11 protein-coding genes are annotated in these 12,299 nt (G+C 73.6%); 4 read left to right on the top strand and 7 right to left on the bottom strand.

Annotated elements, in window-relative coordinates; all coding sequences use genetic code 11:
* Nucleotides 1-55: 55 nt before the first annotated feature.
* The 3 genes from ACX9I7_RS22190 to ACX9I7_RS22180 are packed head-to-tail and all read right to left on the bottom strand — an operon-like array spanning nt 56 to nt 3,104.
* On the bottom strand, nt 56-559 hold the full coding sequence (locus tag ACX9I7_RS22190; protein ID WP_459388297.1) for a copper chaperone PCu(A)C: 504 nt from the start codon (nt 557-559) through the stop codon (nt 56-58).
* The gene (locus ACX9I7_RS22185) at nt 556-2,889 is read right to left on the bottom strand and encodes a heavy metal translocating P-type ATPase (protein WP_459388296.1); all 2,334 of its coding nucleotides are present in this window, start codon (nt 2,887-2,889) and stop codon (nt 556-558) included. The genes ACX9I7_RS22190 and ACX9I7_RS22185 overlap by 4 nt, the downstream gene beginning before the upstream one ends.
* A complete protein-coding gene (locus ACX9I7_RS22180; RefSeq protein ID WP_459388295.1) occupies nt 2,889-3,104 on the bottom strand; it encodes a hypothetical protein in 216 nt (71 codons plus the stop codon). The genes ACX9I7_RS22185 and ACX9I7_RS22180 overlap by 1 nt, the downstream gene beginning before the upstream one ends.
* A gap of 230 nt (nt 3,105-3,334) precedes the next feature.
* On the opposite strand from ACX9I7_RS22180, the gene ACX9I7_RS22175 reads away from it, so the two are divergent.
* The 3 genes from ACX9I7_RS22175 to ACX9I7_RS22165 all read left to right on the top strand — a co-directional run bounded on the left by ACX9I7_RS22175 (nt 3,335) and on the right by ACX9I7_RS22165 (nt 6,124).
* Nucleotides 3,335-4,621 carry a cytochrome P450 family protein gene (locus ACX9I7_RS22175; RefSeq protein ID WP_459388294.1) on the top strand — a complete coding sequence of 429 codons (1,287 nt, stop codon included), beginning with the start codon at nt 3,335-3,337 and terminating at the stop codon, nt 4,619-4,621.
* 8 nt (nt 4,622-4,629) lie between these two features.
* On the top strand, nt 4,630-5,580 hold the full coding sequence (locus ACX9I7_RS22170) for an L-tyrosine/L-tryptophan isonitrile synthase family protein (protein WP_459388293.1): 951 nt from the start codon (nt 4,630-4,632) through the stop codon (nt 5,578-5,580).
* Between the two features lie 76 nt (nt 5,581-5,656).
* Nucleotides 5,657-6,124 carry a spore-associated protein A gene (locus tag ACX9I7_RS22165; protein WP_358622647.1) on the top strand — a complete coding sequence of 156 codons (468 nt, stop codon included), beginning with the start codon at nt 5,657-5,659 and terminating at the stop codon, nt 6,122-6,124.
* Between the two features lie 67 nt (nt 6,125-6,191).
* Here the strand turns inward: ACX9I7_RS22165 and ACX9I7_RS22160 are convergent, their stop codons facing one another.
* On the bottom strand, nt 6,192-7,127 hold the full coding sequence (locus ACX9I7_RS22160; RefSeq protein WP_459388292.1) for a PI-PLC domain-containing protein: 936 nt from the start codon (nt 7,125-7,127) through the stop codon (nt 6,192-6,194).
* A 358-nt stretch (nt 7,128-7,485) separates the two neighbouring features.
* Here ACX9I7_RS22160 and ACX9I7_RS22155 point away from each other — a divergent pair, with 358 nt between their 5' ends.
* Entirely contained in the window at nt 7,486-9,357 is a 1,872-nt protein-coding gene (locus tag ACX9I7_RS22155) for an endonuclease/exonuclease/phosphatase family protein (protein WP_459388291.1), read from the top strand.
* A gap of 87 nt (nt 9,358-9,444) precedes the next feature.
* Here ACX9I7_RS22155 and ACX9I7_RS22150 read toward each other — a convergent pair whose 3' ends face one another.
* From ACX9I7_RS22150 to ACX9I7_RS22140, 3 genes are all read right to left on the bottom strand, one after another.
* Nucleotides 9,445-10,242, bottom strand: a complete 798-nt coding sequence (locus tag ACX9I7_RS22150) for an ABC transporter ATP-binding protein (protein ID WP_386725908.1) — start codon at nt 10,240-10,242, stop codon at nt 9,445-9,447.
* Nucleotides 10,239-11,312 (bottom strand): FecCD family ABC transporter permease, encoded by a 1,074-nt coding sequence (locus tag ACX9I7_RS22145; protein WP_387576229.1) that lies wholly within the window; start codon nt 11,310-11,312, stop codon nt 10,239-10,241. Before ACX9I7_RS22145 ends, ACX9I7_RS22150 begins: the two co-directional genes overlap by 4 nt.
* Nucleotides 11,313-12,299, bottom strand: a 987-nt coding sequence (locus tag ACX9I7_RS22140) for an ABC transporter substrate-binding protein (RefSeq protein WP_459388290.1), incomplete at its 5' end; no start/stop codon positions are given.

Raw genomic sequence — 12,299 nt, 5'->3', positions numbered from 1 at the left:
GTGAGGGGCTGTGGCGCCGGCAGGCACCACAGCCCCTCACTCGTCCCGGTTCGGGTCAGTGCTGTGTGAGCGGTCGGTTGCCGGGGCGGACCACCACCGCGTCCACCCGTACGACGCCGCTCTTCCGGAACCGGAACACGAACGGGAGCCGCTCGCCGAGGCGCACCAGGGGCGGCCGGTAGACCATGACGTCCAGCTCGTGCGGGGACATCTCCACCGTGCCGCGGGCGGGGACGGTCGTGGACGCGATCATCTTCATCTTGCCCGCGCCGTTCTTGACGACCGTACGGCTCAGCATCGCGCCGCCCGCTGTGGGAACGTCGACGCCGATGAGCTCGTCGTCCGCGTCGCCGGTGTTGCGCAGGCGGAACATCGCCGCCGTGCTCTCGATGCCGAAGGGCTGGAAGACCCGGCCCTCGTCCACCGTCACGGAGGCGGGGCGGCCCGCCGCGCCGGACGCCGTCCAGGCGGTCAGCCCGCCCAGGGCCACGGCGCAGGCCGCGACCGGGACGAGGGCCGCCCGTGCGGTGCGCAGGAGGGAGTCCTTCGTGTCGTTCATCGCAGCGTCCTCCGCTTGTTCGCAGTGGTGGGCGCGGTGCGCGGCTGCCAGCCGCGCAGCCGCAGGCTGTTGCCCACGACCAGCAGCGAGCTGGCGGACATCGCCGCCGCCGCGACCATCGGGCTGAGCAGTCCGACCGCGGCGAGCGGCACGGTGACCATGTTGTAGCCGAAGGCCCAGAGGAGGTTGGACCGCACGGTCACGGAGGTGCGGCGGGCCAGCCGGACGGCGTCGGCCAGCGCGCCCATGTCCTCGCGGACGAGCGTCACGTCGGCCGCCCCGATGGCGGCGTCCGTGCCGCCGCCCATGGCGATGCCGAGGTCGGCGCCGGCCAGGGCGGCGGTGTCGTTGACCCCGTCGCCGATGACCGCGACCCGGTGGCCCCGCTCGCGGAGCGTGCGGACGAGCTCCGCCTTGTCCTCGGGGGTGGCCCGGGCGTGGACCTCGGTGATGCCCAGCTCGTCGGCCACGGCGTGGGCCGCCGCCGCGCCGTCGCCGGTGGCCAGCACGGGGCGCAGGCCGAGGCGCTTGAGGTGGTCGACGGCGCGGTAGCTGCCGGCGCGGACGGTGTCGCCGAGGGCGATCACGGCTCGGGGCTCGCCGTCGACGCGGGCCAGGACGGCGGTTCGGCCGGTTCGCTCGGCGCGGGACAGGGCGTCGGCCAGGGGGGCGGGGAGTTCCGGTCGGCCGGGTCGGTCCTTCCCGTCCGGGCGCGTCACCTCCACCACGTGGCCCTCCACCAGCGCCCGTACGCCCACGCCCGCCGTCGCCGTGAAGTCCGTCGCCGGCGGCAAGGGCGCGTCCTGCGGCGTCGCCTCGCGCCCGTGAGCGTGGATCGCGCGTCCCACCGGGTGCTCCGAACCCGACTCCGCCGCCGCCACCAGGCGCAGCGCCTCCGCGTCGCCCGTGACCTCCGTGACCGTCATCGAACCGGTCGTCAGCGTGCCCGTCTTGTCGAGGACCACCGTGTCCACCCGGCGCAGGCCCTCCAGGGCCTGCGGGCCGCTGACCAGGATGCCCAGGCCCGCGCCCCGGCCCGTGGCGGCCAGCAGGGCGGTGGGGGTGGCGAGGCCCAGGGCGCAGGGGCAGGCCACCACGAGCACCGCGACCGCCGCCGTGACCGCCGCCTGGGGGGCGGCGCCCGCGCCCAGCCAGAAGCCGAGGACCGTGACGGCCACGGCCAGCACCGCCGGGACGAAGACGCCCGCGACCGCGTCCGCGACGCGCTGCACCCGGGCCTTGCCCGCCTGCGCCTCCTCCACCAGCCGGGCGATCCGGGCCAGCTGGGTGTCCGCGCCGACGGCCTCGGCCCGTACCTCCAGCAGCCCACCGGAGTTGACCGCGCCGCCCACGACGGCCGTGCCGGGAGCGGCCTCGACGGGCGCGCTCTCGCCCGTCACCAGCGACAGGTCCAGCGCCGAGCCGCCCGCGACCACCACGCCGTCGGTGGCGACGCGCTCCCCGGGACGTACGACGAACACGTCGCCCACCCGCAAGCGCGCGATGGGAACGCGCCGTTCCGTGCCGTCCGCGTCCCGGACGACCGCGTCCTTCGCCGCGAGCGACGCCAGCGCGCGCAGCGCCGAGCCCGTGCCGCGCCGGGCCCGGGCCTCCAGCAGCCGGCCCGTCAGCACGAACAGCGGTACGCCGACCACCGCTTCCAGATAGACGTCCGCCGTACCCCCCGTCATCGAGGGCACCAGCGTGAACGGCATCCGCATCCCGGGCCGCCCGGCGCCGCCGAGGAAGAGCGCGTACGCGGACCAGCCATAGGAGGCCAGGACGCCGAGCGAGACCAGGGTGTCCATGGTGGCCGCCGCGTGCCGCAGCCCGCGCAGCGCCCGCTCGTGGAACGGCCAGGAGCCCCACACCGCGACCGGCGAGGCCAGGACGAAGCACAGCCACTGCCAGTTGTCGAACTGGAGGGCGGGAACCATGGAGAGCACCAGGACCGGCACCGACAGCAGGGCGGTGACGATGAGACGGGTGACGGCGGGTCCGTCCGTCCGGCCGGTCTCCTCCGTGGCCTCGGCGTCCGTCGCCGTCGCCGGCTTCTCCGGTTCCGGCAGCGCGGCCGTGAATCCCGCGCCCTCCACCACCGCGATCAGCTCCGCCACCGGCACGGCGGCGGGGTGGCTGACGCGCGCCCGGCACGTCGCCAGGTTGACGGTGGCGCTCACGCCCTCCAGCCGGCCGAGCTTCTTCTCGATGCGCGCCACGCACGCGGCGCAGGTCATCCCGCCGATGATCAGCTCGGTGACGACAGTGGCGACGGTGTCGGCGGTGGCGCCCGTCACGCCGTTCGCGTCCGTGCTCGTCGACGTACTCATCAGTGGCCCATCCCGGGCATGCCGCCCATGTTCCCGTCGTCGCCGCCGCTTCCGCCATCCGAACCCGTGGTCGCGCCGCCGACGCGGTGGAGGCCCGGCGCGACGGGACCGGCGGCCGAACCGGCCGCGTAGGAGACGCCGAAGAGAACGGCCAGCAGCAGGACGAAGCCTGCCAAGGTGGCATAGGGGAGGGGACGTGCCAGACGTGCGGTCATCGCCGCATCGTGGCACGGCGCGAGCCCGTCTCCCGGCGCTTCGGCCACTTCCCGGCGCGTGAGGATTGTCCCTTTCCCGGCCGGGAACCAGAGCGCCCCCGCGCCCGACTACCCGGAGATCGAGGGCCCCTCCCCGGACCCGGCGCGACCCTCGCCGAAATGGCCGGGAACTCACCCCCGGAAGCGTACGACTCCTCAAGGGTCCATCACTTCGCGAGGAGACTCCCACCGTGCCGCTGCCCGACCCCGTGCCCCTCTACGGCCCCGAGTACAAGCGCGATCCGTACCCGCTGTACGCACGGATGCGCGAGGCCGGCCCCATCCACCGGGTGCTCTTCCCCAGCGGGGTCACCGCCTGGCTGGTCACCGGGCACGCCGCCGCGCAGCGGACCCTCGCCGATCCCCGGCTGGGCAAGAACCACGAGCTCGGCAACGACCGCTGGCGCGCCCGCGCCTCGATCATGCCCGAGCCCCAGCACTCCCAGCTGCAGGTCCACCTCCTCCACCAGGACGCGCCGAAGCACACCGCCATGCGCCGTCTGATCACCGATGCTTTCGCGCCACGGCGCGTGGAGGCGCTGCGGCCGCGGTTCCAGGAGATGGCCGACGCTCTCGTCGACGCGATGCCCACCGAAGGGCCGGACGGCATCGACCTCGTGCGGTGCTTCGCCGCCCGTTTCCCCTTCCAGGTCCTCGCCGAGGTCATCGGCCTGCCCCCGCACCTCGCCGCCCGCTTCCGCCGCGAGTGGGGCAAGGTCGTCGCGCCTGTCGGCCCCGCGGACCCCGGCCGCCCCGCCTACGAGGCGCTGCTGCGCGGCCTCCAGGAGTACATCGCCGAGGTCGTCGCCGACCGGCGCATGCACCCCGGGGACGGTCTGCTCTCCCGGCTCGTCAGCGCCCGGGACGAGGGCGAGCTCAGCCCGGAGGAGCTCGACTCCATGATCTTCCAGCTGCTCGTGGCCGGTCAGGAACCGGTCACCAACCAGATCACCACCGCGCTCGTGGCCCTGACGCGCCACCCCGAGGCTCTGGAGCGGCTGCGCGCCGAACCCGCGCTCATGCCCCGCGCCGTCGAGGAACTCCTCCGCCTCGACAGCGCCTTCGAGCTCACCACCTGGCGCTTCCTTGCCGAGGACGCCGAGCTGCACGGCACGCGCGTCCCCGCCGGCGACTCCGTGATCGTCTCCCTCTGCGCCGCCAACCGCGACCCCGAGCGCTTCCCCGACCCCGACGTCCTCGACCTCGACCGGGCCCAGGGCCCGCATCTGGCCTTCGGCCACGGCACCCACTTCTGCCCGGGCGCCGCGCTGGCCCGTATCGAACTCCAGGTCGCCCTCGGCACGCTGATCGCCCGGCTGCCCGGGCTGCGGCTCGCCGTGCCCGACGACGAGCTCGAATGGATCCCCGCCGTCCTCGGCCGGGGCACGGCCACGCTGCCCGTCGCCTTCGACACGACCGGCGCGACCGGCGCGCCCACCCCCGCATGCCCCCGCGACCTGAAGTGGCCCCGCACGTGATACCCGCCATGACCGCCATGACCGCCACGGCCCGCGCGGCCGCCACCTCCCCCGAAGCCCGGATCCTCCGGCTGCTCCTGCCCTTCCACCGCACCACCGGGGCGTCCTCCCCGGACCCCGCCGACCACCCCGAACAGCTCGCCCAGATACGCGAGTTCACCGACGTGAACGAGCCGGTGGTCCTCACGCTCCCCGGCTTCCCCTGCAAGTCGCCCAATCCGGCCAAGGTCCTCGGCCATCTGCCCGACGAGGGCGAGCGGCTCTCCCTGGCCTTCCTCGACCGGCTCTGCGACCGCATCGGCGAGATATACGCCCCTGGCGCGCGCCTGGTCATCTGCTCGGACGGGCACATCTTCGGCGACCTCATCCACGTGCCCGACGAGCACATCGACGCCTACGGCGACGAACTGCGCGCCCTCATCGAACGGGAGGGCCTCACCCACCTCGACACCTTCGACCTGCGGCAGGTCCACGGCGATCTGCCGCACGACGAGAAGCGCCGCCTCGTCGTCGACGCGTATGCGCCGCCGCTCGAATCGCTGCGCGCCCTGACGCGTGCCGACTTGGAGACGGCCCGGCTCTACCGGGGCATCACCCGGTTCCTGGTGGAGGACACGGCGGACTTCGAGGGCAGCCGGTCGGCGCTGCAGCGGGAGTGCCGCGCCCGGGCGTACGGGGTGATCGCCCGCAGCCGGGCGTGGGGCGATCTCATCGCCGATCACTTCCCCCGGTCCGTGCGGCTGTCCATTCATCCGCAGCGGCCCGGCTCCGCCAAGTTCGGGATCCGGCTGCTGGACACGGACGACGCGTGGGCCACGCCCTGGCACACGGCGGTGCTGCGGACGCCCGACGGCGCGGCGCGGCTGGTGCGGCGGGAGGAGGCCGAGCGGGTGGGACGGCTCGTCCTGCGGGACGGTCGGCCCAGCCACTACGTGGCCGGTTCTCGGCCGTGTGGGTGAAGGGGCGAGCAACCCCTTGGGGGTGTGGAGAGTCTCAACCGGCACCATGCCACTCGCGACTTCCACGGAGGACACAGTGAAGCGTGCTGTACGTACCCGCGTCGCGGCGGCCGCGCTGCTCGCCGCCGCCACGAGCGTCACCGCGGTGGTGGCGGGCACCGGGACGGCCGTCGCCGCCCCGGCCCCCGCCCCCACGTACAACCACGAGTGCGGCGCCGGATACAAGCAGGTCAATCAGCTCCCCATCCCGGACCGGGGGACGGTCTTCCTGGCCTACAACGCCGCCACCGGCAAGAACTGCGTGGTCACCAAGCGGAACGCCTCGACCGGCTCGCCGCTGTGGGTGGGCTCCTGGATCCAGCGCAACGCGGAACTGAAGTCGAAGCAGGAACAGTACGGCTTCTTCACGTCGTACTCGGGGCCGGTCCACCTGGACGCCAAGGGCAAGTGCGTCGACTGGGGCGGCGAGATCGACGGCTATGTCGTGGCCCGCTACAAGACGAACTGCGGCACCCTGGCCCCCACCGGGCAGCAGAACCGCTGACGCGACGAAGAGGCCGCCGGCCGGGTATCCCGGCCGACGGCCTCAAGCTGCCTCGTGGGGGTGTCCCCTACCTGAACAGGCGGTCCGCGCTCGTGGCCATGCGGTGGGTGCCGCTGTGACGGTTGACCCAGTCGCGGATGAGGTTGACGGCGTTGGCGCACTTCCAGTTGTCGTCGTACTCGCGCACGCCGGTGAAGGCGCCGTAGCCCGCGATGATCCCGTCCACCCGCGCGTCGCCCAGGAGCTTGTCGACGTACCAGGGGTCGTTGTAGGTGGTCGTCCAGGACAGCGTGGCCGCGAGCCGGCCGGCGGCACGGTCACCCGCGCCCTTCTTCAGCTCGGCGCACGTGTTGTACGTGGCCTCCGTGCAGTTGCCGAAGCCCTTGGTGATGTCGCTGTCGCCGTAGTCCATCGCCCGGTGACCGGCCGGGAACCCCGAACCGGACCGGTTGAAGGCACCCTGGGCCTGGTCACGGGTCCCCGTCGTCGTGATGCCCTCCAGACGGCCCAGCTTGCCCTCCAGGCTCTTCCAGCCCCTGCCGCCGACGTCCGGGGTGCTGCCGCCGTGGTACTCGTAGAAACCGTAGAGGACCTGGATCCCGGCAGCCGTCAGCCGCTGCGCCTTGTCCCGCAGCCCGGCCACACTGCACCCGCGGTTCTGCGCCTCTCCGCAGTAGTTCGGGTCCTTGATGTCCAGCCACACCAGCGCCAGCCTGCGCCCCGCGTTCGCGTGGGAGATGATGCGGTCCATCATGCTGTCGAAGCTGGGGCCCCGCCGGTTGTCACCGGCCGAGGAACAGTCGTGATAGGCACGCCATTCGTTCGGGTTCCACCAGGCGCACACGTCGATCTCGATGGCGTTGGCGCCGTGCTTGAGCGCGGCGTCCACGCCGTCCAGGGTGTCGACCCGGTGCGCGATGGCGTAGATCGCGTGCCGCTGATCGGCCGCTGCCGCCGGGGCCGTGCCGAGCCCCGTCGTGCCGACGACGATCCCGCACAGCACCGCCAGCAGCGCCAGTAACTTCCTCGGGCCGGCACGGTGTCGAAGGTGAGTGGTCAAGAAACGTAACCCTTCATGTCGGTCATGACGGTGTCATGTCGGTGTCCCGACGGACGCTCCGAGCCTGCCCGTGTCCCGGCCGTGTCCGCCAGGGCATTCCAGCCGTTTCGGGACGCCGGAACACGGAAGCGGACGGTGACCAGGGTGGACGCGAGCCGTCTGGAACGCGGGAACGGGACGCGGGAACAGGAGGGGACGCCTGGTACGCGAGGGGCCCTTGACGCGGGCCCGCCGATGGTGAAGGGATCGTTCCTGCGGTTGTTCGTGCCCGTACCCCGATCGCTCCACGAGGGAGACCACGATGCGATTACCGTTACCACCGCGGCGGTTCACCGCCGTCCTCACCTCCGCGCTGCTGACCGCGGGACTGCTGGTCGGCGCGGGTGCCGCCCCCGGGCCGGGTGGCTCCACGGCGCGGGCGGACGACCGGCGGGCGAGCCCGGCGTCCGACGGCGGCCTGCCGTTCACCACCTACAACATGCAGGGCTCCGACCACGGGCTCCGCTGGAACGGCGAGGTCGGGCCGCTGACGACGCACCACCCGGTCGTCGTCCTCCAGGAGGTCGGCAACGGACCGCCCCCCGAGCCGAGCCACGCCCGGGACACCGGTGAGTCGATCCCCATCCGCCACCCGTTCCCGGCGGGCCTGCCGGACCATGTGAGCCACACGCGGTGGGATTACGAACACCAGCGCCGCCACGTGTACTTCCTCCAGACCGACCCGCAGCGCGACAGCACCACGGGACGGGACCGCTGGCAGGGCGGCCGGGTCAACCTGGCGGTGGTCACCCACATCCCGGCGGCCGAGGTCCGCGTCATCGAGAACCCCCTGTACAACCGGAACGAGCCCCGCAACGAGTACCGCTACCGCCGCGCCCTCGGCGTCCGGATCGGCAACACCGTCTACTACAACATCCACGCGCGCGGCACGGACGTCCCCTACCTGCTCACGGCGATCCGCAACGCCGCCCGGCCCGGGGAGAACTGGGTCATGGCCGGCGACTTCAACCTCAACATCGGCAACCGCACCGACCGGCAGGCCAGGGAGCGGAGCCTGCGCCTGCGGGCCGACGAACAGCTGGCCCGGCCGCACCGCCCCACCCACCAGCGGGGCGGCGAACTCGACTACGCGATCACGCGTGGCACCCGCCGGTACAACGCGGACATTCCCGCGGCACGCGGCGCGGACCACTACCCCGTCCAGTTCGAACCGGCTCCGACCCCCGTACCGGCCGCGCCCGACCACCCGTTGCACAACTTCTCCGTGGCCCTCCAGAACGAGCGGACCGGATTGGTCCTGGACGCCCCGAACACCGCCGGGAACCGGGTGACCACCAGCCTGGACCGGTACGACCTCCGGCAGCGGTTCCGTGCGGGCACCGTGCGCGGGCACTGGTACCGCTTCGCCGCCGGCGGCAGCCCCACGGCCGCGTCCGGCGCCCAGGGCGCCGTCGCAGGCCGTGCCGCCGCCGCCCCGCTGTGCCCCGGCCTCAACCCGTTCTTCCCGCTGTCCGTCATCATGCTGTCGTGCGACTCGCCCCTCGCCCAGTGGCACCCCGACGACCCGGGTGCCCCTGGCGGTCCGCTGCGCTGGCACAACTCGGTCCATCCGGATCTGTGTCTGACCGGCGCGGGCAACGAAGAGCCGGTCGGCGCCCTCGCGTGCAACGACAGCCCCGCCCAGCTGTGGTGGGACAACTCCCGCGCGGTGGACGCGCGGGCATGGGAGCCCGGTGACAAGCTGGTCCGGCTGCGCGCGTGGAACGGCCTCTACCTGGACACCTTCGGCCGGTCCGACCGCGACGGCACCGCGCTGAGCGCCAGCCGCGCAGACAAGGCCAACACCCAGCGCTGGGACATCCAGTACGCGGGCCGGGGCGACAACCTCGTCCGGCTCAAGGGGCTCGGCGCCGGCGGACAGTGCGTCGACCTCCTGGACCCCCACCAGCCCGGGGCCGGTGAGCGCACCGTGGTGCACAACTGCGCCGACCGCGGCGCCAGGGAGGACGGCGCGGGCCACCGCTGGCAGGTGGAGACGTACGGCGACGGCACCCTCCGCTTCCGCAACGACAGGGCGCACCTGTGCCTGGTGCCGCCGGCGCGGGAAACGGCCTATGTGACGATCGAGAAGTGCGGCGACGACGCCCGTCAGCGCTGGACGGTCGTGCCGTGACCTGATTCCTCGGCCCCGTCGGGCCGACCGGGCCCGGGCCGACCACCGCGCGTCGGCCCGGGCCCGGTCCTCGTCACCCGGACTTCGTCAGACGGCCGTCGTCAGATCCGCCCCCGCCGGCGCCCTGTGGTCGAACGCGATCAGCGGGTCACCCGTCAGCGGGTGTTCCACCACCGCCGCCCGCACCCCGAACACCTCCGCCAGCAACTCCGCCGTGAGGACCTCGCGGGGCGGGCCCGAGGCGACGACCGCGCCGTCGTGGAGGACGTGGAGGCGGTCGCAGACGGAGGCGGCCGCGTTGAGGTCGTGGAGGGCGAGGAGGGTGGTGCGGCGCTGGGCGCGCAGCAGCGTCAGCAGCTCCACCTGGTGGCGGACGTCCAGGTGGTTGGTCGGCTCGTCCAGCACCAGCACCTCGGGGGACTGGGCCAGCGCGCGGGCCAGCAGGACCCGCTGGCGTTCGCCGCCGGAGAGCGCGGAGAAGCGGCGCCGCGCCGCGTGGGCCATGCCCACATGGGTCAGGGCCTCGCTCACCACGTCGCGGTCGGCGGCGTCCTCGCCCGCGAAGGCCCGCTTGTAGGGGGTGCGGCCCATGGCGACGACCTCGCGCACCGACAGCTCGAAGTCCGTGCCCCGCTCCTGCGGCAGCGCCGCCACCCGCCTGGCGCTCGCGACGGCGGACAGCTCCCGGATGTCCGCGTCCCCGACCAGCACCCGGCCCGCGTGCGGGCGCAGATGCCGGTAGACGGTGCGCAGCACGGTCGACTTGCCGCTGCCGTTGGGGCCCACGAGGCCCGCGATCTCGCCCTCGGCGGCGAGCAGGTCGACCCCGGAGACCACCGTCCGGCCGGACAGCCGGACCTCCAGGCCCTCGACGGAGATCCTCATGGCCGCTCCAGACGTCGGTCCAGCAGGTACAGCAGGGTCGGCGCGCCGATCAGGGAGGTGACCACGCCCACCGGCAGCTCCTGGTCGGGCAGGGCGGTACGGGCCACCAGGTCGACGACGGTGAGCAGGACGGCGCCGAACAGCGCGGCCACCGGCAGCAGCCGGCGGTGGTCGCCGCCCACCAGCATCCGGCAGGCGTGCGGGACCATCAGGCCCACGAAGCCGATCGCCCCGGACACCGACACCAGCACGCCCGTCAGCAGGCTCGTGGCCACGAACAGCTCGCGCCGCAGCCGGGTGACGTCGACGCCCAGGCTCGCGGCCGTCTCGTCGCCCATCAGCATCGCGTTGAGGGCCCGGGCCCGGGCCAGCAGCACGGCCGTGGCCGCCACGACGGCGGCGGCGGGCAGCGCGAGGGTCGCCCACTGGGCGCCGCCGAGGGAGCCCATCAGCCAGAACAGCGCGCCGTGGGTGCGCTGTTCGTCGCCCGCCTGGAGCACCAGGTAGTGGGTGAAGCCGGACAGGAACTGCCCGATGCCCACCCCCGCCAGCACCAGACGCAGCGGCCGGAAGCCGCCGCCGCGCCGGGCGAACGCCCACACCAGCGCGAACGAGGCGAGCGCCCCGGCGAACGCCGCCGAGGACAGCCCGATGCCCAGCGCCCCGCCCGCGCCCGCCCCCAGCACGATCGCCGAGACCGCGCCCAGCGAGGCGCCGCTGGAGATGCCCAGCAGGTACGGGTCCGCCAGCGGGTTGCGGACCAGGGCCTGGACGGCCGTGCCGACCAGGCCCAGGCCCGCGCCCACCACGGCCGCCAGCAGGGCGCGCGGCACCCGCAGCCGCCAGACGATCAGATCCTGGGTGCCGGGCGCGGGCTCCTGCCCGCTCACCCCGCGCACCACCGCCGACCACACCTGCTCCAGCGGCACCCGCGTCGAGCCGAGGCACACGGACGCGGCGAGCGCCGCGACCAGCAGGACGCCCAGGGCCGCGCAGGCCCACCCGGCGCCCACGGTACGGACGCCCGGCTCCCCCTCCTCCGCCGTCCCGGCGGCGGCGAGCGCCGTCATCTACTTGACCCGGTCCGGGTGGAGGGTGTGGGCGATCTCCCGCACGGTGTCCGCGCTGCGCACCCCGCCGATGGTGGTGCGCTCGGAGTTGATCCGCACGAAGTGCCCCTCCTGGACGGCCTTGAGGCCGGCGGTCGCGGGGAAGGTCCTCAGGAACTCGGCGGCCTCGTCGAAGGCTTTGTTGTTGGCCTCCTCGCTGCCCCGGTTGCGGACGGCCAGCTGGATCCAGTCCGGGTCCTTGGCCACGACGTCCTCCCAGCCGACGGGCTTGAAGTCGCCGTCGCAGTCGGCGAAGACGTTCCGCCCGCCCGCCATGCCGATCACGGCGTTGGCCACCTGGCGGTTGCACACGGCCATCGGCTGCTTGGTGCCCGCGTCGTAGTCGAAGAGGAAGTAGGTGGGCCGCTTGTCGGCCGGGACGTCCTTGAGCGCGTCGCGGACCTCGTCCGTCTTCTTGCGCATCCCCGTGACCAGCTCGGTCGCGCGGGCAGAGGTGCCCGTCACCTTGCCGAGCTCCTCGATGTCGGCCTCGACGCCGGAGAGGTCCGTGCGGGGGGCCTTGGCCATGGAGGCGCAGGCCGTGGACTTCAGGAAGACGTGCTTGATGCCCGCCGCCTTGAACTCCTCGGCGGTGGGGGCGTCGCCCATCTTGCCCATGTTCTTCATGGAGGAGAACGCGTCCACGTAGAGGTCGGCGCCCGAGCCGAGCAACTTCTCCTTGGGGATCACGCTCTTGCCGAGCACCGGCACCTTCGCCCCCGCCTCGGTGTACTCCCGCGGCAGCGCGCCCTTGCCGGGCGGGAAGCCCGTACCGGCGACCTTGTCGCCCGCGCCGAGCCACATCAGCAGCTCCAGGCCGGCGGCGTTGCTGGTGACGATCTTCTTGGGCGCCGTGTCGAACGTGGTCCTCGCCCCCATGCAGTCGGTGACGGTCACGGGGAAGCCGGCCCGCGCCGAGGCGGCCGCCCCGGCGCCGTCGGTCTTCTC

It is taken from the genome of Streptomyces sp. L500 (assembly GCF_054551825.1).
This window is presented reverse-complemented; position numbering and strand designations above follow the sequence as displayed.

What these genes read in the sequence shown, in the direction of transcription:
- ACX9I7_RS22190 (WP_459388297.1), bottom strand. Translation starts at nt 559, where the DNA reads ATGAACGACACGAAGGACTCCCTCCTGCGCACCGCACGGGCGGCCCTC.
- ACX9I7_RS22185 (WP_459388296.1), bottom strand. Translation starts at nt 2,889, where the DNA reads ATGAGTACGTCGACGAGCACGGACGCGAACGGCGTGACGGGCGCCACC.
- ACX9I7_RS22180 (WP_459388295.1), bottom strand. Translation starts at nt 3,104, where the DNA reads ATGACCGCACGTCTGGCACGTCCCCTCCCCTATGCCACCTTGGCAGGC.
- ACX9I7_RS22170 (WP_459388293.1), top strand. Translation starts at nt 4,630, where the DNA reads ATGACCGCCATGACCGCCACGGCCCGCGCGGCCGCCACCTCCCCCGAA.
- ACX9I7_RS22155 (WP_459388291.1), top strand. Translation starts at nt 7,486, where the DNA reads ATGCGATTACCGTTACCACCGCGGCGGTTCACCGCCGTCCTCACCTCC.
- ACX9I7_RS22150 (WP_386725908.1), bottom strand. Translation starts at nt 10,242, where the DNA reads ATGAGGATCTCCGTCGAGGGCCTGGAGGTCCGGCTGTCCGGCCGGACG.
- ACX9I7_RS22145 (WP_387576229.1), bottom strand. Translation starts at nt 11,312, where the DNA reads ATGACGGCGCTCGCCGCCGCCGGGACGGCGGAGGAGGGGGAGCCGGGC.